Here is an 18,138-nt window from a genome sequence, read left to right on the forward strand (position 1 = left end):
GCACGTCCTCACCGGGCGCGGTGTCGAGCAGTCCAGCCAGGGCACGCGACGGTCACCGCCGCGATCAACCTCGCCCTCGCGCTCGGCCTCGTCGGACGCGAAGGGAGCGGCTACGGCGCCCTCACGGGTCAGGGCAACGGCCAGGGTGGGCGCGAGCACGGGCAGAAGGCGGACCAGCTGCCCGGCTACCGGATGATCGCCGACTCGGCCGCCCGCGAGCACGTCGCCGCGGTCTGGGCGTCGACGCCGACGACCTGCCCGGCCCGGCCTCGCCGGCCGTCGAGCTGCTGCGCTCCCTCGGCACCCCCGGCGGACCCCGAGCACTCCTCGTCCACGGGGCCAACCCCGTCGTGAGCGCGCCCCGGGCGGACGCGGTCGCTGAGCGACTGCGCGCCCTCGACCTGCTCGTCGTGTGCGACGTCGTCCCCTCCGAGACCGTCGCCCTCGCCGACATCGTGCTGCCCGTCACGCAGTGGGCCGAGGAGGAGGGCACGATGACCAACCTCGAGGGCCGGATCATCCGGCGCCGCAAGGCGATCGACCCGCCCGAGGGAGTCGTCTCGGAGCTGTGGGTGTGGTCGCAGCTCGCCGCTCGCCTCGATGCCCCGGGCACGTGGTCGACGGTCCCGTCGGAGGTCTTCGACGAGCTGGCCAGGGCGAGCGCCGGCGGCCGCGCCGACTACTCCGGGCTCAGCCACGCCCGCCTCGACCGCGAGAGCGACCTGCACTGGCCCTGCCCCGCCAGCGGCGAAGGGGAGGCACCTCATCCGGGCACCCCGCGCGCCTTCCTCGACGACTTCCCCACGCCCGACGGCCGTGCTCGGCTCGTGCCCGTCGACCACGTCGGTCCGACCGAGGACCTGCGGCGCGATGCCCCGCTCTTCCTCATCACCGGGCGCGTCCTCGAGCACTACCAGTCGGGGGCACAGACCCGCCGGGTGGCAGCGCTCCTCGCGGCGCAACCGACTCCCTTCGTCGAGGTACACCCACTCCTCGCCCACCGCCTGGGCATCGAGGAGGGCGACCCACTCGACCTGCGCACCGCGCGGGCCACGGTCACCGCTCCCGCGCGGATCACCGACCGGTCGGCCGGACACCGTCTTCATGCCCTTCCACTTCGCCGCGCCGGGAGCGTCAACCGGGCGACCAACGACGCGGTCGACCCGATCTCGTCGATGCCGGAGTTCAAGGTGTGCGCCGTCGACGTCGCCGCCAGCACCACCGATCTCGTCCCCGAGCCGCTGGAGGTCAGCGCATGAGCCACATCGTCGTCATCGGTTACGGGATGGTCGGGTCCCGCTTCGTCGAGGACCTCACGGCCGCCGACCACGCCGGCGAACACCTCGTCACCGTGCTCGGCGACGAGGCCTGCGAGCCCTACAACCGGGTGCTGCTCAGCGACGTCGTCGCGGGCACGCGCGGCCTCTCGGCGATCACCCTGCCCGCGCCCGACCACCCGCGCGTCACGGTGCAGCGCGGCGTCGCGGTGCGGGCGATGACCGCGAGCGCCGCGACGTCGTGCTCGCGACGACACACGCGTCCCCTACGACGAGCTCGTCATCGCCACGGGTGCGGCGGCCAGGGTCCCAGCGGTCCCGGGTCTCGGGGACGGTCCCGGCAGCGGTGACCTGCCGAGCGGGGTGCACGTGCTGCGCTCCATCGACGACGCCCGCGAGATCATCGCGGCGACGCTCAACGCCCGACGCGCCATCGTCCTCGGCGGCGGCGTGCTCGGTCTCGAGGCCGCGAGCGGGCTCGCCCGACGCGACCTCGCCGTCACCGTCGTCCACCCCTCCCCCGCCCTCATGGAGCGTCAGCTCGACGAGGCCGCCAGCCGCGTCGTCGAGTCGACGCTGCGCCGCACCGGTGTCGACCAGCGCGTCGGCGTCGGGGCGCAGGAGGTCGTCATCGAGGAGGGCCGGCTGCGACGGGTGCACCTGACGAACGGCGAGGTGCTCGCCGCCGACCTGCTCGTGCTGTCGACCGGCACCGTGCCCAGCACCCAGCTGGCCGAGGCGGCCGGGATCGACGTCGACCGCGGCATCCTCGTCGACGCCGACCTGACGACGAGCGACCCGCACGTGCACGCCATCGGTGACTGCGCCCAACCTCCCGGCGGCGCCACCGGCCTCGTCGCCCAGGGGTGGGAGCAGGCCCGTCGTCTCGCCGACCTGCTCACCGGTCGCGACCCCGAGACCGTGACCACCGGCGTCGGCGACGTCGTCAAGCCCAAGACCCACGGTGTCGACATCGTGACGATGGGTGTGTGCGGCAGCGGGCGGGTCGACGACCCCGGCCTGCGCGTCGTGCAGCTCAGCGACCCCGCCGCCGGACGGCACCTGGAGGTCGTCGTGCGCGACGGCCTGCTCGTGGGCGCCACGACCGTCGGCGCGGGTCGCGTCGGCACCGACCTGATCACCACCTACACCCGCCGCACGCCCCTGCCGGCCGACCCGGCGCACCTGCTGCTGCCGGCGGTCGCGCCGGCCGCCACGACGACGCGACGGGACTCCCCTTCGCTCATCCCGGACCGGGCGACGATCTGCCGCTGCAACGGCGTGACGAAGGGGGACATCCGCGCCGAGTTCGCCTCTGGCGCAACGACGGTGGAGCAGATCGCCGCGAGCACCAGGGCGACGACCGGCTGCGGCGGGTGCACCGACGCGGTGTGCGGGATCCTCGACTGGCTCGGCGCCGACGGGGCCCACTCACAGCCCGCGACCTCGCCCGGTGAGGACGGGTTCACACCGGGGAAACACGACCAAGACCGAGCCGAAACGAGGGCTTCCTAAGTTGAGCGCCATGCCAGAGACCACGACCTCCACCACCGAGCCGCAGCAACTCGTCATCGTCGGCGGCGGCATGGTCGCCCGCCGGCTCGTCGACGCGCTGCGCGCCCGGGACGACGCCGGGCGCTGGGCCGTAACGCTGCTGTGCGAGGAGCCGCGCGCGCCCTACGACCGCGTCGCCCTCACCTCCTACTTCACCGGGCGTCACCCCGAGGACCTCGCCCTCGGCGGGCAGGAGCTGTGGGACGACCCGCTCGTCACGCTGCGCCGAGGTGTACGGGCCGAGAGCATCGACCGCGACGCCAGGACGGTGACGACGAGCAGCGGCCAGGTCCTGCCCTACGACTCGCTCGTCCTCGCGACCGGCTCCTACGCCGCCGTGCCGCCCGTGCCCGGCAAGGACCTGCGCGGGGCCTTCGTCTACCGCACGATCGACGACGTCGCCGACCTGCGGGAGTTCGTCGAGACCCGCCGGGAGGAGCTCGACCGGCCGGTCCGCGGCGCGGTCGTCGGCGGCGGCCTGCTCGGCCTCGAGGCGGCCGGCGCCCTGCGAGCCCTCGAGGTCGAGACGACGGTCGTCGAGTTCGCGCCGCGACTCATGCCGCTGCAGGTGGACGAGGGTGGCGGCGAGGGGCTCAAGCGGCTCATCGAGGGGCTCGGGGTCTCGGTGCGCACCTCGACCGCGACGTCGAAGATCGTCGGCGAGCGGGGCGCCGTCTCCCGGATGAAGTTCAGCGAGGGCCCCGCGCTCGACGTGGACGTCGTCGTCTTCGCCGTGGGTGTCCGCCCGCGGGACGAGCTCGCCCGCGAGGCCGGCCTCGAGATCGGCGAGCGCGGGGGGCGTCGTCGTCGACGACGCCTGTGCCACAGCCGATCCCGCGATCCACGCGATCGGCGAGGTCGCCTGCATCGGCGGTCGCTGCCTCGGCCTGGTCGCCCCCGGGTACACGATGGCCGAGATCGTCGCCGACCGGCTGCTCGGCGGCGCCGGGACCTTCCCCGGCGCCGACCTGTCGACCAAGCTCAAGCTCCTGGGCGTCGACGTCGCGAGCTTCGGCGATGCCTTCGCGCAGGAGCCCGGCTCGCTCGAGGTCGTCATCTCCGACCCGGTCGCGGGGGTCTACAAGAAGCTCGTCATGAGCGACGACGCCCGCACCCTGCGCGGCGGCATCCTCGTCGGCGACGCCAGTGCCTACTCCTCCCTTCGCCCGATGGTCGGTCGCGAGCTCGGCGGCGACCCCGCGGCCTACCTGCTGCCCGAGGGGGCCGCGCCCGCACCGGCCGGCGACCTGCCGGACGAGGCCGCCGTGTGCTCCTGCAACAACGTCACCGCGGGCGAGATCCGTTGTGCCGTCGGCGAAGGGGGATGCACCGACCTCGCCGGCGTCAAGGCGTGCACCCTCGCGGGCACGAGCTGCGGCTCCTGCCTTCCGCTGGTCAAGAAGCTCGTGACGAGCGAGCTCGCCGCCGCCGGCGTCGAGGTGAGCAGTGCGCTGTGCGAGCACTTCGAGCAGTCGCGGGCCCAGCTCTTCGACATCGTCCGGGTCCAGGGGCTGCGGACCTTCAGCGAGATCATCGAGCGCCACGGGACCGGTCGCGGCTGCGACATCTGCAAGCCGGTCATCGGCTCGATCCTCGCCTCGCTGGGCACCGGCCACATCCTCGACGGCGAGCAGGCGACCCTGCAGGACACCAACGACCACGTCATGGCCAACCTGCAGAAGGACGGCTCCTACTCGGTCGTCCCGCGCATCCCCGGCGGCGAGGTGACGCCCGAAGGACTCATCGCGATCGGCGAGGTGGCCCGGGAGTTCGGCCTCTACACGAAGATCACCGGCGGCCAGCGGATCGACCTCTTCGGTGCCCGGATGGACCAGCTGCCCGGCATCTGGCGGCGGCTGGTCGACGCCGGCTTCGAGTCGGGTCACGCCTACGGCAAGTCGCTGCGTACGGTGAAGTCCTGCGTCGGCTCGACGTGGTGCCGCTTCGGCGTGCAGGACTCCGTCGGCCTCGCGATCGACCTCGAGCTGCGCTACCGCGGGCTCCGCTCGCCGCACAAGATCAAGCTCGGCGTCTCCGGGTGCGCCCGTGAGTGCGCCGAGGCCCGCGGCAAGGACGTCGGCATCATCGCCACCGACAAGGGGTGGAACCTCTACGTCGGCGGCAACGGCGGATTCACCCCCAAGCACGCCCGCCTGCTCGCCGAGGACCTCGACACCGAGACGCTCGTGCGCACCATCGACCGCTTCCTCATGTACTACGTGCGCACGGCTGACCGGCTGCAGCGCACCGCCCCCTGGGTCGAGGAGCACGAAGGGGGTCTGGACGCGATCCGTGCCGTCGTCATGGACGACAGCCTCGGCATCGCCGACGACCTCGACGCCGCGATGGCCGCGCACGTCGGCAACTACCGCGACGAGTGGGCGGCCACGCTCGCCGACCCCGACAAGCTGGCCCGCTTCGCGTCCTTCGTCAATGCCCCGGACGCGGTCGACGACTCGCTCGCCTACGTCGGCGAGCGCGGCCAGGCCCGTCCCGCCACCCCGGAGGAGCGCACCTCCGGGTCCGTCCTCATCGCCGGCACGACTCTGGAGGTCCGCTCATGACCGCTGCTCCCCCACAGGCCCGCGTGCGCCTGTGCGCCCTCACCGACCTCGTTCCCGAGCGCGGCGCGGTCGCCCTCGTCGATGGTGTGCAGGTCGCGCTGGTCCGCACGCATGACGACGAGGTCCACGGCATCGCCAACCGCGACCCCTACAGCGGCGCGCACGTCATCGCCCGCGGCCTCGTCGGCACGCGTGGTGGGGTCCCGACCGTCATCTCGCCGATGTACAAGCAGGTGTGGGACCTGCGCACCGGCACCTGCCTCGACGGGGCCGGCAGCGAGCCGGTCGACCTGCGCACCTGGCCCGTGACGGTCGTCGACGGCGAGGTCTGGGTCGAGCCGTTCGGCGACGAGGTGACGGGACCTCCCTTCGACCGCAGCGTCACGTGAGCCTGCCGCAGCTGCTCGCCGGGTGCGTCGTCCTCGTCACCGGGGACCGACGCGCCGGCGACCTGCGCGCCGCCCTCGAGCGGCGCGGTGCCCGGGTGCTGCACACGCCGACGCTGACGATCGTGCCCCACACCGCGGACGCGGAGCTCGTGGAGCGGACGCGGAGCCTCCTCGCCGCACCGCCCGACGTCGTCGTGGTGACGACGGCGATCGGGTTCCGCGGGTGGGTGGAGGCGGCCGACGCCGCAGGTCTCGGAGAGGAGCTGCACGAGGTCCTGGACCGGACCCGGATCGTCGCCCGCGGCCCCAAGGCGCGCGGCGCGATCCAGGCGGCCGGGCACGACGCGGACTGGGTCGCCGAGTCGGAGACCTCCGCTGAGATCCGTGACTTCCTGATCACCGAAGGCGTTGCGGGACAACGCATCGCGATCCAGCACCACGGCGCAGGGTGCGACGAGCTCGACGTCGATCTGGCGACCGCCGGTGCCACGGTGACTTCTCTCGTGGTCTACCGCTGGGGGCCACCACCGGATGCCGACGCGGTGACCTGCGGCGTCGAGCAGGCGGCCGTGGGTGACATCGACGTCGTCGTCTTCACCTCCGCGCCGGCTGCGGCGGCCTGGCTCGACACGGCTCGGACGCCGGCGGTCGTGCCGTCGATCGTCGGCCGGGTCCGCACCGGCCGTCTCGTCGTCGCGGCCGTCGGGCCGGTCACCGCGCGCCCGCTGGAGCACGTCGGCATCAGCCCGCTGCTCCCGGAGCGGGCCCGGCTGGGGTCGCTCGTGCGAGCCGTGGTCGGCCACTACGAGGCGGTGATGGCCACCGCCGTCGAGACCGTCGCCGGACCGCTGCAGCTGCGCAGCACCGCCGCGCTCCTCGGCGACCGGGTGCTCGCCATCTCCCCGAGCGGCCTGTCCGTGCTCCATCTGCTCATCGACGCGAAGGGAGATGTCGTCACCCGTGCCGAGGTCCTCGAGGTGCTGCCGGGCGACTCCGCGAGCGGTCACGCCGTCGAGGTGGCCGTCGGACGGCTGCGTGAGGCGATCGGGGACCGACGGGTCGTCGAGACGGTCGTCAAGCGGGGCTACCGGCTCGCGACGGCCTGACGCAATCCGCTTGCGGCTCCGCTGACCTGCCGGGAGGGTGAGCGGATGACCTCCCGCATCTCGCACACCACCCTCGACTGCCGCGACGCCTACGCCCTCAGCGAGTGGTGGAAGGGCGTCATCGGCTACACCGACGTGCCGGGCGATCCCAACCTCCCCGGGCACGAGGAGTGCATGCTCGTCGACCCGGTCACGGGGCACCGGGTGCTCTTCATCGAGGTCTCCGACCCCACGCCGGGCAAGACCAAGATGCACTACGACCTGCGGCCGACCGACCTGACGCAGGCCGAGGAGGTCGAGCGCCTGCTCGCCCACGGCGCGAGCCTCCACGACGACCTGCGGGGGAAGTACGGGCCCGGCACCGGGTGGGTGACCCTCGCCGACCCGGAGGGCAACCTGTTCTGCGTGCTGAGGTCCGACGGTGAGCTGGCCGCCCGGGACTGATCAGGCCCCGTCGCCGGCGTCGAGCCAGACGATCTCCTCGAGCGCGAGCCGCTCCCGACTCGTCCCGGGTGACGGGATCTCGCCCGGGCGGTGATCGGCCACGCCGAAGGCCGTCATCGAGACGACCTCGAGGTGCGGCGGGACGGCGAGCTCCGCCGCCACCGCCTCGCGGTCGAAGGCCCGGAACTGGTGGCTGTCCAGCCCGATGGTCAGCGCCCGGACGCACATGTGCGCCACCGCCTGACCAAGGTCGTAGGTCGCGAACTCCGAGTACTCCCAGCCCGGCGCGCCCTCGATGCCCACCACGGCGAGGTTGACCACGATCGCCGACGCGGCGGCGCCCACGCCCCTGAGCTGCGGGCCAGGTGGCGCACGATGCGCTCGTGCACGTCGTCCCCCCGCACCCCCACGACGAAGCGCCACGGCTGCGAGTTGCCCGCGGAGGGCGCGCGCCGAGCGGCCTCGAGCAGCGTCTCGACGTGCGCGCGCTCGACCACGGCGTCCTCCCGGAAGCGCACCGGGCTGAAGCGGTGGGCCAGCGTCGGGTGCAGCTCGGGGAGGTCGGGGATCGTGCACGAGGTCATGGCTCCAGTGTGCTGCCGAAGGGGGCCGCTCCCCCTTCGCCGCGCCCGGCAGACCCGTGCCACGGTGGGGCGATGAACGCACTCGAGGACCTCACCCGCACCCTCGACCGGCTGCAGGGTGCCGGCGAGCTCGCGGGCTGGGCGGTCGGCGTGGCGGATGCCGACGGAGCCCGCCTGCGCGTGGGTGGGGCCCGCTCCCCCGACGGAGCACCGATGACGCGGGACACCCAGGTCGCCCTCAGCTCGTGCACCAAGCCCATCGGTGGCGTCCTCGCACTGCGCCTGGTCGAGCTCGGCGTCCTCACCCTCGACGACCCCGTGGCGGCGTGGCTGCCCGAGCTGGCCGACCCGAGGGTGCTCGTCGACCCCTCGGCCGATCTGTCCGCCACCGTCCCCGCCGAGCGACCGATCACGCTGCGGCACCTGCTGACGATGACCCCGGGCTTCGGCTGGGTGAGCGAGCCCGGCCCCCTCGCCGATGCCCTCGCCCGTGAGCAGGTCGCCCCCGGCCCCTGGTGCCCGCCCATGTCACCCGACGACTTCGTGCGGCGACTCGGCAGCCTGCCGCTGGCCGACCAGCCGGGCACGGCCTGGCGCTACCACACGGGAAGCGACGTCCTCGGGGTCCTGCTCGCCCGGGCCACCGGGTCGAGCGTCCCCGAGCTGCTCGCCGAGCACGTGCTGCGGCCGCTCGGGATGACGGGCACGGGCTACACCGCCGACCCCGGCCGTCTCGCGCCACCGCTGGCTCCCGAGGAGGGAGGGATCAAGCCCGTCGAGCTCCCGGCGGGCACCTACGTCGAGCCACCTGCCTGTGCCTCGCTCTCCACCGGACTCGTCTCGACCGTGCCCGACCAGCTGGCCTTCCTGCGCTCCCTCGTGGGCGGGCCTAGCGTCCTGTCGCCGGAGTCCCTCGCGGCCCTGCGCACCGGGTCCCTCACCGACGAGCAGCGGCGCACCGCAGCGGGGTTCATCGAGCCCGACAGCGACTGGGGCCTCGCCGTCGAGGTGCGCTCCACGGGCGTCATCGGCTGGGCCGGCGGGCTCGGCACCATCGGTTACGCCGATCCGGCGACGGGCCGGGCGGCCTTCCTCGCCACGGCGGTCACGGTCGAGTCCCCCGCGACGATCACGGCCTTCGACGGCTTCTGGAGCCTCTTCGGCTGAGCGGCATGGCATCCTTCACAGGCATGGGCCGCGCACTCGTCCTCGTCGACATCCAGAACGACTTCTGCGAAGGGGGCTCCCTCGCCGTGACGGGTGGAGCCGCAGTCGCCGCACGGGCGGCTGAGCGCGTGCTCGACGACTGGCAGGGCCACGACCTCGGGCACCGCGACTACGCGGCCGTGGTCGCCACGGCCGACTGGCACCACGACCCCGGCGAGCACTGGGCCACCGACGGCGAGCCCGACTACGCGACGACCTGGCCGGTCCACTGCGCTGCCGACACCCCGGGCGCCGACTTCCACCCCGCGCTCGAGCCCGCGCTGGCCCACGTCGACGAGGTCTTCCGCAAGGGGATGACGGACGCGGCCTACAGCGGCTTCGAGGGCATCAGCGCCGGCGACGGTCGCACCGGCCTGAGCGCGTGGCTGCGCCACCACGGCATCACCGACCTCGACGTGGCCGGCATCGCGACCGACCACTGCGTGCGGGCCACGGTCCTGGACGCGCTGCGCGAGGGATTCGCCGTGCGGCTGCTCACCGACGCCATTCCGCCGGCGTCCGCCCCCGAGACGACCCGGGGCGGCCCTCGCCGAGATGGCGGCCGCCGGGGCCACGACGGACGGCTCGTGAGCGGCCTCCCCCCGGTCATGGCCGGGCGCACCGTCCTGATCACCGCCGACCGCCGCAGCGACGACCTCGCCGATGCCTTCGCCCGGCGGGGCGCAACGATCCACCACGCACCCGCGATGACGATCGTCCACCACAGCGACGACGAGCAGCTCGTCGACGACACCCGCGCCCTGGTCGCCGACCCGCCCGACACCCTCGTCATCACGACGGGTGCGGGTCTGCGTGGCTGGATGGAGGCCGCCGAGGTCGCCGGGCTCGACGAGGACCTGCGCCGGGCCCTGGCCGATGCCTACGTCGTCGCGCGCGGGCCGAAGGCCAAGGGCGCGCTCATCTCCCGCGGTCTGCGCGCCGACTGGGTCGCCGAGTCCGAGACGGCCGCCGAGATCATCGAGCACCTGCTCGAGCGGGGCGTCGCCGGCACGACCGTGGCGGTCCAGCACCACGGCAGCGGCTCCGACGGCATCGACGACGCCCTGGCACAGGCCGGGGCCAAGGTCGCTCCCTTCGTCGTCTACCGCTGGGGTCCCGCGCCGAACCCCGCGGCGGTGACGGCCTCGACCCGGGACGCGGCGGACGGCCGGGTCGACGTCGTGGTCTTCACCTCGGCACCGGCCGTCGCCTCGTGGTGGGCCGCCGCCGAGGAGGCCGGGGTCGCCGACGAGATCGTGCGCCGCACCCGCGAGGAGGATCTGCTCGTCGCGGCCGTCGGTCCGGTCACCGCCGCGCCGCTACGAGCGAAGGGGGTCGAGCCGCTCGTCCCCGACGCGCAGCCGCATGGGCGCGCTGATCCGCGCGGTCCTGCTGCACTACGGCGACGGCGCCGACGCCGCTCAGCGCGGCTGACGCCCCCGCACGACCTGGGTGCCGGCGATCTTGTCGTGCAGCGCCTGCCGACGCGGGTCCCGCAGCGGCCACAGCAGGTCGGCGAGCGTGACGAAGAAGACGAGATAGCTCAGCAGGGGCACCATCGACAGCAGTCCCACGCCCAGGGGCAGCAGCATCCGCATGAAGGCCGTGCCCACCGCGAGGCGCCCGGGCTGGTCGACGCGGCGCACCGACAGCCCGAGCATCATCTTGCCGGGCGTCGCGTTGCGCGCCCTGAGGAAGCCGACGTGGTAGACGCACTGGACCAGGAGCGACAGTCCGGTTGCGATGAAGAAGTAGGTCCAGTCGAACATCGCGGTGAGCTCACCGGGGGTCAGGCCCTCGATGGCGCCCTGGTCGCCGCGCAGGGCGGCGTCGTAGACGAAGTTCCAGTAGTCCGCCAGCCACAGCCACCATGCCCAGCCGGCGACGAGCAGGTTGAGCACCGCGACGATCAGGCCGTCGACGATGTAGGCGCCGACCCGCGGACCATAGCTCGCCAGCGGCTGCCCGTCGGCCGTCGTCGGTTCGGGCTGGGCGTAGCCGTGGCCAGCGGGCTGGTGGCCACCGTGGCCCGGCCACTGGTGCTGCCCCTGCCACTGGCCGTGACCCTGCCACTGACCGTGGGTCTCGGTCGGGGTGGCCGGCCGAAGACGTCGGTCCCGGGTCGAGGCTGCCCGGCCGCCGGCCCGCCCGATGCGCCGGCGTACGGTCCTCCGGCCGGGTCACCACCGGTCGTGGGCTCCGCCGGGGGCCGCGGCTGCCGGGTCTGCTTGGGCTCGGTCCGGTCGCTCCAGATGATGCCGTCGAAGTACCTCAGCCGGGAGTCGTCGTCGGGGTCGTCGTACCAGCCGGCGCGCTCGGGGGTGCTCATGCCCTCACGATCTCATGGCGCTCGACTCGTCCCGCACCACATTGGGGTCGGGCGCGTGGGACTCCTCGACGCGATGGCGTCGGCTGCGGGCCCAGACGATCGCGACCACCGCGAGGACGACGCGACGGCGGCGAGCGTGGCGCCGACCGGCGAGCGGGCCGCAGCCGCGAGCCATGCCCGCGCCGCAGCCAGGCCGATGGTCGCGTAGATCGTCGCCCAGACGATCGACCCGAGGGTCACTGCGGGCAGGTAGCGGCGCAGGGGCATGCGCGTGAAGCCCGCGGTCGCGTTGACCGCGGTCTGGATGCCGACCGTGAAGAAGCACAGGACGACGGCGATCGGGCCCCAGCGGTTGACGAGCTCGCGGGCCTTCCGCCATGCGGGAGCGGCCTCGCGCTCGGCCCCACTCCAGCGGCGGCCACCGGCGGCGGCACCACGTCCGAGCCAGTAGGTGGCATTGGCCCGCAGCATGACGATGACGAAGAGCCCGCCGAAGGTGGGCAGGAACTGGGACCAGGTCACGTGGGGGCACCGGCGGCAGCATGCTCCGGGGCACGCGCCGCACCCAGGTCCGCGAAGACCCGCCGGTTGAGCTCGAAGCTGTCGACCGCCGCGTCGAGGATGCGCCGGCGGGTCGGCTCGTCGACCTCGAGGGAGTCGAGCGCGGCGCGGTAGGCGTCCTTGTAGGGCTTGGGCTTGGGGATCTGCTCGAAGTGGTAGAAGTTCAGCCCCTCGGGCGCGATGCCGTAGTGGCGCTGGACCATCCGCGCGATGATCTGCCCGCCCGAGAGGTCGCCGAGGTAGCGCACGTAGTGGTGGGCGAGCATCGCCTCCGGGGCATGCCCCTCACGCAGCCCGGTCGCGTAGTCCGCCGCCGCCGGCACGACGTGGATCTCCCCCGTCGCCAGCCGCGCCTCGAAGCCGTCGCCGGCGAAAAAGCGCATGTCCTGCTCGAGGGAGGGCACGCGGTCGAGGCGGTGGTCCATGACCGGCCCCAGCAGGGGGTGGTCGGCGTACTCCGACCAGAGCACCTCCTCCAGCGCGCGGTAGATGACCAGCTGCTGCGCCACCAGGGCGACGAAGGCCGGGCGACAGGCGAGTCCGCCCATGAGCTGCTCGACGAAGGCCGACCCCTCGGCGTCCTCGTGGGCCGACGCGGTCTCGGTCCGCAGGGCGGTCGACAACGGCTGGTCCATGAGAGCTCCGGTGAGGTGAGGGTTACCTCATCCTATCTGCGCGGACCGCGGCGACAACAGCGCGGGAGCGAGGCGTGGACCAGCCACTCCCCGCTCCCGCACCAGCAACGTCCGGTGACGACTCAGAGGTTGCCGCGCTTGTCCTGCTCGCGCTCGATGGACTCGAAGAGCGCCTTGAAGTTGCCCTTGCCGAAGCCGAGCGAGCCGTGCCGCTCGATGATCTCGAAGAAGACCGTCGGCCGGTCCCCCAGCGGCTTGGTGAAGATCTGCAGCAGGTAGCCGTCCTCGTCGCGGTCGACGAGGATCTTGCGGGCCTTCAGCTCCTCGATCGGCACGCGGACCTCGCCGATGCGGGCGCGCATCTCGGGGTCGTCGTAGTAGGCGTCGGGGGTGTCGAGGAACTCCACGCCCTCCTTGGTCAGCTCGTCGACCGTGCGCAGGATGTCGTTCGTCGCGAGCGCCAGGTGCTGCGCACCGGGGCCGGTGTAGAACTCGAGGTACTCGTCGATCTGCGACTTCTTCTTCGCGATCGCGGGCTCGTTGAGGGGGAACTTCACGCGGTGGTTGCCGTTGGCGACGACCTTCGACATCAGCGCCGAGTACTCGGTCGCGATGTCGTCACCGACGAACTCGGCCATGTTCACGAAGCCCATGACCCGGTTGTAGAAGGCGACCCACTCGTCCATCTTGCCCAGCTCGACGTTGCCGACGATGTGGTCGAGGGCCTGGAAGAGCCGCTTGGGGGCGCCATCGCGCTTGACGAAGGCCGAGGAGCGCTCGACGTAGCCCGGCAGGTAGGCCCCGCCGTAGGTCTGGCCGTCGACGGTGCGCTGCACGAGGGTGTGCCGGGTCTCGCCGTAGGTCGCGATCGCGCCGATGCGCACCGAGCCGTGCTCGTCGCTCACCGTCTCGGGCTCCTGCAGGACGGTGGCGCCGGCCGCCTTGGCCTGGGCGATGCACTTGTCGACGTCGGGCACCTCGAGGGAGATGTCGACGACGCCGTCGCCGTGCGTGGCGTGGTGGGCGATGAGCGGGCTGTCGGGGCTGACCGCGCCCTTGACGACGAAGCGGATCGAGCCGGACTTGAGGACGAAGGCCTTGTGGTCGCGGTTGCCGTGCTCGGGGCCGGAGTAGCCGACGAGCTCCATGCCCCAAGCGCTCTGGTAGTAGTGCGCCGTCTGCGTCGCGTTGCCGACGACGAAGACGATCGCGTCCCAGCCCGTGACGGGGAAGGGATCGCGCTCCTCGTCGTACTCGACGAGCCCGACGAGCTGCTTGAGCTGGTCGAGGTCGAGCTCGGCCTCGCGCTCCTGCCTGGTGAGTTCAACCGCGGTGTTGGACATGGCGTCAGGATGACGGCGTCGCGGAGGGTGTGCAACGGCACCTCATCCGTCTGCACACGCTGCGCAATATGTTGCTAGTCCACGATGACTCACGGGACAATCTGCACATGAGCACCGTGCCCACGCCGTCCCGGGTCGTCGACGACCTCGACGCCCGCCTCATCGCCCTGCTGTCCGCGAGCCCGACGATCGGTGTCCTCGGCGCCTCCCGTGAGCTCGGGGTGGCCCGCGGGACGGTCCAGGCCCGTCTCGACCGCCTCAGGACGAAGGGGGTGATCCGCACCCTGGCCCCGACGATCGACCCGGCGGCCCTGGGCTATCCGGTCACCGCCCTGTGCACCCTCGAGATCCGCCAGCGCCTCGGCCACCAGGCCGTGGTCGACCACCTGACGGCGATCCCGGAGGTCCTCGAGATCCACAGCACGACGGGCGTCGGCGACCTCATCATCCGCATCGTCGCGACGGACAACGCCGACCTGGGGCGGGTCATCGACATGATCATCGACGACGTGCATGTCGTGCGGGCGAGCACCTCGATCTGCCTCGTGACCCACATGGAGATGCGCACCGGCCCCCTCGTCGAGGCGGCCGCGCACCGGCAGTGAGCGCGGGCCGGCCGTGGGCTGCGCTCTCTCAGATCTTGTCGGCGAGCAGCATCCAGGCGAGGATGATCGTCCCGACCATCACCCCGATGTGCGCGATCTGCGACAGCCAGGGCCCGCGGGTCCACGAGTCGCCCTGGAAGGCCTCGGAGTGCCGCGAGCCGGTCCGACGCCACCGGCCGAGGAAGCTCAGGCCGATGAGCGAGGCGGTGACCATGCAGATGATGGCCAGCCAGGCCGCGGCCGTCGACGTGTGCACGTCGAGCAGCCGGAGCGAGATGAGCCCCAGGCCGATGAAGAGCGTGATCGAGTGGGCGTTGAGCACCCACCCGGAGAAGTCGGTCATCCCGCGCTCGCCCTTCGAGCGCCGCAGCCGGAGCGGGGTCAGGACGAGCACGAGCACGCCCAGGGCCACGAGGATCCACGCGAAGACGGTCATGTCCCCATGATGCCCGCGCCGCCACCCGGATAGGGGGACGTCGGGTGGTCAGAAGGACAGGAGGCAGACGACCACGCCGCCGACCATGAGCGCCGCGGGCAGCAGCATCGGCCGGGTCGGGGTGAGGTCCACGTCGCCCCCGGGCGCCGCCCTTCGCGCCCTGCCGATCATCACGACCCACGCGAGGACCCACCCCGCGAAGGCCATCACGGCGCCGCCGAGCATCGTCCGGATCGTGCCCGGCGCCATGAGGGCGATGGCTCCGAAGAGCAGGGGCCCGAACCAGAAGACGCACATGCCCAGGACGAAGGCGAACCCGTGCCGGTCGTCGGCCCACACGCCGCGCCAGAAGCTGCGAGCCGTCACGCCAGCGCGTTCGACGTCATGAAGGCGGCCCAGATCGAGCCGACGACCAGCACGATGCCAGCCGCGCTGAGCCAGCCCTGGCCGTCGGGCTCGGCCATGCGGTGCCAGCGCACCTGCGCGAGCGTGAGGAGGCCGGTGCCGGTCAGCGCGACCGGCACGCCGGCGAGGAGCCGGGCAGCGCGTTGTCGAGCGCCAGCCAGGCGTAGGACGCGGCGAAGACCGGACCGAGCACGAGGAAGAACCACGTGCCGGCGCGCCCCCTGGCCGCCGGGGTCATGTCAGCGCCGCCCGACGAACCAGCGGCGGATCCGTTCGATCCGCTCGGTCACCTGCTCGCTCGTCGCCTGGGCGAGCTCGGGCCCGCCGCACGCACGCCGCAGGTCCATGTGGATGTTGGCGTGCGGGGAGCCGGTCTTCGTCGCATAGGCGGCCACCAGCTTGTTGAGCTCCTTGCGCTGGGCCGCGAGCGCCCGGTGGGCAGCGATCGGGGCGTCCTGGTCCTGGCGGGTGCGGCCGGTCTTCTTGGACTGCTTCGTCTGCCGCTCGCTGAGCAGGGCGTGCACCTGGTCGGGCTCGAGCAGCCCGGGCAGCCCGAGGTAGTCCTGCTCGTCCTCGGAGCCGACCTCGGCGTGCAGGCCGAACTGCTGCTTGTCGTAGAGCACGTGGTCGAAGTGCGCGTCCGACTCCAGCGCCTCGAAGCTGCCGAGCAGGTCGTCGCTGGCGCCCTCGTCACGGTTGGCCGCGGCGAGCATGCCGTCCTCCTCGGACCACAGCGGCGCCTCGTCCTGCGCCGCCTCGGGCCGGTCGAGGGCGTGGTCGCGCTGCTCCTCGAGGGTGCCCGCGTGGGCGAGGATCACCGGAACGCTCGGCAGGAAGACGCTCGCGGTCTCGCCGCGGGCGCGGGCCCGCACGAAGCGCCCGACCGCCTGCGCGAAGAAGAGCGGCGTCGACGTCGAGGTCGCGTAGACGCCGACGCACAGCCGGGGCACGTCCACCCCTTCGCTCACCATGCGCACGGCGACGAGCCAGCGCGAGGTGCTCGCGGAGTAGTCCTCGATCTTCTGCGAGGCGCCGTTGTCGTCGGAGAGGACGACGGTCGGCTTCTCCCCCGTGAGCTCGGTGAGGATGCGGGCATAGGCGCGGGCCTGGGTCTGGTTGGTCGCGATGACCATGGCGCCGGCGTCGGGCACGCCGCGGCGGATCTCGGTCAGGCGCTTGTCGGCGGCGGCGAGGACCGAGGGGATCCACTCCCCCTTCGGGTCGAGCGCGGTGCGCCAGGCCTGGGCCACGAGGTCCTTGGTCATCGGCTCGCCGAGCCGCGCGGCCACCTCGTCGCCGGCGCGGGTGCGCCAGCGCATCGCCCCGCCGTAGGCCATGAAGAGCACCGGCCGGACGACGCCGTCGCGCAGCGCGTCGGAGTAGCCGTAGGCGTAGTCGCTGCTGGAGCGCAGGATCCCGTCCTCGCCGTACTCGTAGCCGACGAAGGGGATGGGGTTGGTGTCGGAGCGGAAGGGCGTCCCCGTCAGGGAGAGCCGCCGCGTGGCCGGCTCGAAGGCCTGCCGGATCCCGTCGCCCCACGACTTGTTGTCGCCGCCGTGGTGGATCTCGTCGAGGATGACGAGCGTGCGCTCGGCCTTCGTCCGGTCCTCGTGGACCGAAGGGCGGGACGCCACCTGGGCGTAGGTGACGGCCACCCCGTCGTAGTCGCTCGACGTCACCGCGGTGGTGTTGGAGAACTTCGGGTCGAGGTGGATGCCGACGCGGGCGGCCGCGTCGGCCCACTGGGTCTTGAGGTGCTCGGTCGGTGCCACGACGGTCACGGCGGTGACCTCTCCGGCGGTGAGCAGCTCGGTCGCCACCCGCAGGGCGAAGGTCGTCTTGCCGGCGCCGGGCGTCGCGACGGCGAGGAAGTCGGGTGCGCCCGAGGAGAGGTACTTCTTCAGGGCGTCGGCCTGCCAGGCGCGCAGCGCTCCGGCGGTACCCCACGCGGCCCTCCGGGGGAAGGCGGGTGACAGGTGGGACGCAGCAGACTGACTCATCGCAGGGTCACCTTAGATCGCCGGGGTGACGACCTCCCAAACGGCCGGCTCAGGACCGCGCGTCCTGGAGCACCATCGTCTGCACCCCGGTGCCCAGGTCACCGTGCTGGTCCGCGAGCGTCGTGTGGACGGTGCCGCCGTGGCCGGGGCTCGCGAGCGCCTGGGAGCTCATGCGCACCCATTCGCCGTCGGGGTCGCGGTCGAGCACGACGTGCAGGTCGCAGTTGATGTAGGTGTGCTGCCGCGGGTCGACGGTCAGGGTGATGCCGCCACCGGAGTCGGCGAGGACGAGGGCCCGCTCCCACGGGCTCGGCTCCTCGTCGGGCAGCAGCGGGACCAGCTGCCGGCCCCAGGCCACGGCGGTGCCGCCGGTGCCCACTCCCCCGGAGACGAAGCGCCACTCGATGGCGCTGAGGTAGCCGTCGGCGTGCATGCCGGGCAGCTCCAGCCGCGAGGAGTCGTCAGTGGCCCCGGGTACCGGCTCGATGCCGCTCTCGCGCAGACCGGTGACACGCGGGAAGTCGTCGGGAGCCCGCACGATGCGCCAGGCGCGGGCGACGCCACGGGTCGTCCGTCGGCACTGGCCGTCGCCTCGAGCAGCTGCATCGAGCGGCCGCCGCGGAGCACGGTGACGTCGACGGTCAGCGGCGCGACCGGGATCGGGCCGAGGATGTCCAGGCGGACGTCCGCGAGCCGCGTC

The 18,138-nt window shown here is 72.9% G+C and carries 19 protein-coding genes and 5 pseudogenes; 11 read left to right on the forward strand and 13 right to left on the reverse strand.

All coding sequences use genetic code 11. The features are described from left to right. From AC2W7J_RS05935 to AC2W7J_RS05970, 8 genes and pseudogenes are all read left to right on the forward strand, one after another. Positions 1-354, forward strand: a pseudogene (locus AC2W7J_RS05935) (hypothetical protein); the annotation flags it as partial. Further along, the gene (locus AC2W7J_RS05940; protein WP_485981758.1) at positions 351-1,259 is read left to right on the forward strand and encodes a molybdopterin oxidoreductase family protein; all 909 of its coding nucleotides are present in this window, start codon (positions 351-353) and stop codon (positions 1,257-1,259) included. The pseudogene AC2W7J_RS05935 and the gene AC2W7J_RS05940, both read left to right, overlap by 4 nt. Next, positions 1,256-1,627: a hypothetical protein gene (locus tag AC2W7J_RS05945; RefSeq protein WP_485981759.1), complete on the forward strand. Its 372-nt coding sequence runs from the start codon at positions 1,256-1,258 to the stop codon at positions 1,625-1,627. The genes AC2W7J_RS05940 and AC2W7J_RS05945 overlap by 4 nt, the downstream gene beginning before the upstream one ends. Then, positions 1,560-2,792 carry an FAD-dependent oxidoreductase gene (locus AC2W7J_RS05950; protein WP_485981769.1) on the forward strand — a complete coding sequence of 411 codons (1,233 nt, stop codon included), beginning with the start codon at positions 1,560-1,562 and terminating at the stop codon, positions 2,790-2,792. The genes AC2W7J_RS05945 and AC2W7J_RS05950 overlap by 68 nt, the downstream gene beginning before the upstream one ends. A gap of 10 nt (positions 2,793-2,802) precedes the next feature. Next, positions 2,803-5,395 (forward strand): annotated as a pseudogene (gene nirB / locus AC2W7J_RS05955) (nitrite reductase large subunit NirB). Next, on the forward strand, positions 5,392-5,784 hold the full coding sequence (gene nirD, locus AC2W7J_RS05960; protein ID WP_007928184.1) for a nitrite reductase small subunit NirD: 393 nt from the start codon (positions 5,392-5,394) through the stop codon (positions 5,782-5,784). Before nirB ends, nirD begins: the two are co-directional and overlap by 4 nt. After that, positions 5,781-6,890, forward strand: a complete 1,110-nt coding sequence (locus tag AC2W7J_RS05965) for a uroporphyrinogen-III synthase (RefSeq protein WP_485981760.1) — start codon at positions 5,781-5,783, stop codon at positions 6,888-6,890. Before nirD ends, AC2W7J_RS05965 begins: the two co-directional genes overlap by 4 nt. Before the next feature lie 45 nt (positions 6,891-6,935). Beyond that, complete coding sequence (locus AC2W7J_RS05970; RefSeq protein ID WP_485981761.1) at positions 6,936-7,334, forward strand: VOC family protein; 399 nt, start codon at positions 6,936-6,938, stop codon at positions 7,332-7,334. Here the strand turns inward: AC2W7J_RS05970 and AC2W7J_RS05975 are convergent, their stop codons facing one another. Together AC2W7J_RS05975 and AC2W7J_RS05980 are read right to left on the reverse strand one after the other, a co-directional pair. Further along, positions 7,335-7,679, reverse strand: a complete 345-nt coding sequence (locus AC2W7J_RS05975; RefSeq protein WP_485981773.1) for a nitroreductase family protein — start codon at positions 7,677-7,679, stop codon at positions 7,335-7,337. Positions 7,680-7,753: 74 nt separating this feature from the next. After that, positions 7,754-7,918 (reverse strand): annotated as a pseudogene (locus AC2W7J_RS05980) (nitroreductase family protein); the annotation flags it as partial. Positions 7,919-7,990: 72 nt separating this feature from the next. Between AC2W7J_RS05980 and AC2W7J_RS05985 the strand changes: the two are divergent. Continuing rightward, positions 7,991-9,085, forward strand: coding sequence for a serine hydrolase domain-containing protein (locus AC2W7J_RS05985; protein ID WP_485981762.1), 1,095 nt, complete (start codon positions 7,991-7,993; stop codon positions 9,083-9,085). Between the two features lie 23 nt (positions 9,086-9,108). Further along, positions 9,109-10,419, forward strand: a pseudogene (locus AC2W7J_RS05990) (isochorismatase family protein); the annotation flags it as partial. Between the two features lie 126 nt (positions 10,420-10,545). Here the strand turns inward: AC2W7J_RS05990 and AC2W7J_RS05995 are convergent. The 4 genes from AC2W7J_RS05995 to hppD form a co-directional block, all read right to left on the reverse strand. Continuing rightward, a complete protein-coding gene (locus tag AC2W7J_RS05995) occupies positions 10,546-11,025 on the reverse strand; it encodes an RDD family protein (protein ID WP_485981770.1) in 480 nt (159 codons plus the stop codon). A 440-nt stretch (positions 11,026-11,465) separates the two neighbouring features. Further along, entirely contained in the window at positions 11,466-11,924 is a 459-nt protein-coding gene (locus AC2W7J_RS06000) for a DedA family protein (protein WP_485981771.1), read from the reverse strand. 47 nt (positions 11,925-11,971) lie between these two features. Next, positions 11,972-12,649 carry a biliverdin-producing heme oxygenase gene (locus AC2W7J_RS06005; protein WP_485981763.1) on the reverse strand — a complete coding sequence of 226 codons (678 nt, stop codon included), beginning with the start codon at positions 12,647-12,649 and terminating at the stop codon, positions 11,972-11,974. Between the two features lie 122 nt (positions 12,650-12,771). Further along, complete coding sequence (hppD, locus tag AC2W7J_RS06010; protein ID WP_485981764.1) at positions 12,772-13,992, reverse strand: 4-hydroxyphenylpyruvate dioxygenase; 1,221 nt, start codon at positions 13,990-13,992, stop codon at positions 12,772-12,774. A gap of 107 nt (positions 13,993-14,099) precedes the next feature. Here hppD and AC2W7J_RS06015 point away from each other — a divergent pair, with 107 nt between their 5' ends. Further along, a complete protein-coding gene (locus AC2W7J_RS06015; protein WP_255183943.1) occupies positions 14,100-14,597 on the forward strand; it encodes an Lrp/AsnC family transcriptional regulator in 498 nt (165 codons plus the stop codon). 28 nt (positions 14,598-14,625) lie between these two features. Here the strand turns inward: AC2W7J_RS06015 and AC2W7J_RS06020 are convergent, their stop codons facing one another. From AC2W7J_RS06020 to AC2W7J_RS06050, 7 genes and pseudogenes are all read right to left on the reverse strand, one after another. Continuing rightward, a complete protein-coding gene (locus AC2W7J_RS06020; RefSeq protein WP_421007411.1) occupies positions 14,626-15,033 on the reverse strand; it encodes a hypothetical protein in 408 nt (135 codons plus the stop codon). A gap of 48 nt (positions 15,034-15,081) precedes the next feature. Continuing rightward, a complete protein-coding gene (locus AC2W7J_RS06025; protein ID WP_485981765.1) occupies positions 15,082-15,399 on the reverse strand; it encodes a hypothetical protein in 318 nt (105 codons plus the stop codon). Then, positions 15,396-15,557, reverse strand: a complete 162-nt coding sequence (locus AC2W7J_RS06030) for a hypothetical protein (protein WP_485981766.1) — start codon at positions 15,555-15,557, stop codon at positions 15,396-15,398. The genes AC2W7J_RS06025 and AC2W7J_RS06030 overlap by 4 nt, the downstream gene beginning before the upstream one ends. After that, the gene (locus AC2W7J_RS06035) at positions 15,542-15,676 is read right to left on the reverse strand and encodes a hypothetical protein (RefSeq protein WP_485981767.1); all 135 of its coding nucleotides are present in this window, start codon (positions 15,674-15,676) and stop codon (positions 15,542-15,544) included. Before AC2W7J_RS06035 ends, AC2W7J_RS06030 begins: the two co-directional genes overlap by 16 nt. Before the next feature lies 1 nt (position 15,677). Then, positions 15,678-17,438, reverse strand: a complete 1,761-nt coding sequence (locus AC2W7J_RS06040; protein WP_485981768.1) for a DEAD/DEAH box helicase — start codon at positions 17,436-17,438, stop codon at positions 15,678-15,680. 49 nt (positions 17,439-17,487) lie between these two features. Next, entirely contained in the window at positions 17,488-17,871 is a 384-nt protein-coding gene (locus AC2W7J_RS06045) for a thioesterase family protein (RefSeq protein ID WP_485981772.1), read from the reverse strand. Positions 17,872-18,056: 185 nt separating this feature from the next. After that, positions 18,057-18,116: pseudogene (locus AC2W7J_RS06050) on the reverse strand (hypothetical protein); the annotation flags it as partial. Positions 18,117-18,138 lie beyond the last annotated feature (22 nt).

Source organism: Janibacter sp. CFPM2_SD2, from assembly GCF_057364645.1.

What these genes read in the sequence shown, in the direction of transcription:
- nirD (WP_007928184.1), top strand. Translation starts at nt 5,392, where the DNA reads ATGACCGCTGCTCCCCCACAGGCCCGCGTGCGCCTGTGCGCCCTCACC.
- hppD (WP_485981764.1), bottom strand. Translation starts at nt 13,992, where the DNA reads ATGTCCAACACCGCGGTTGAACTCACCAGGCAGGAGCGCGAGGCCGAG.
- AC2W7J_RS05945 (WP_485981759.1), top strand. Translation starts at nt 1,256, where the DNA reads ATGAGCCACATCGTCGTCATCGGTTACGGGATGGTCGGGTCCCGCTTC.
- AC2W7J_RS06005 (WP_485981763.1), bottom strand. Translation starts at nt 12,649, where the DNA reads ATGGACCAGCCGTTGTCGACCGCCCTGCGGACCGAGACCGCGTCGGCC.
- AC2W7J_RS06015 (WP_255183943.1), top strand. Translation starts at nt 14,100, where the DNA reads ATGAGCACCGTGCCCACGCCGTCCCGGGTCGTCGACGACCTCGACGCC.
- AC2W7J_RS06000 (WP_485981771.1), bottom strand. Translation starts at nt 11,924, where the DNA reads ATGCTGCGGGCCAATGCCACCTACTGGCTCGGACGTGGTGCCGCCGCC.
- AC2W7J_RS06045 (WP_485981772.1), bottom strand. Translation starts at nt 17,871, where the DNA reads ATGCACGCCGACGGCTACCTCAGCGCCATCGAGTGGCGCTTCGTCTCC.
- AC2W7J_RS06040 (WP_485981768.1), bottom strand. Translation starts at nt 17,438, where the DNA reads ATGAGTCAGTCTGCTGCGTCCCACCTGTCACCCGCCTTCCCCCGGAGG.
- AC2W7J_RS06020 (WP_421007411.1), bottom strand. Translation starts at nt 15,033, where the DNA reads ATGACCGTCTTCGCGTGGATCCTCGTGGCCCTGGGCGTGCTCGTGCTC.
- AC2W7J_RS06035 (WP_485981767.1), bottom strand. Translation starts at nt 15,676, where the DNA reads ATGACCCCGGCGGCCAGGGGGCGCGCCGGCACGTGGTTCTTCCTCGTG.
- AC2W7J_RS05985 (WP_485981762.1), top strand. Translation starts at nt 7,991, where the DNA reads ATGAACGCACTCGAGGACCTCACCCGCACCCTCGACCGGCTGCAGGGT.
- AC2W7J_RS05970 (WP_485981761.1), top strand. Translation starts at nt 6,936, where the DNA reads ATGACCTCCCGCATCTCGCACACCACCCTCGACTGCCGCGACGCCTAC.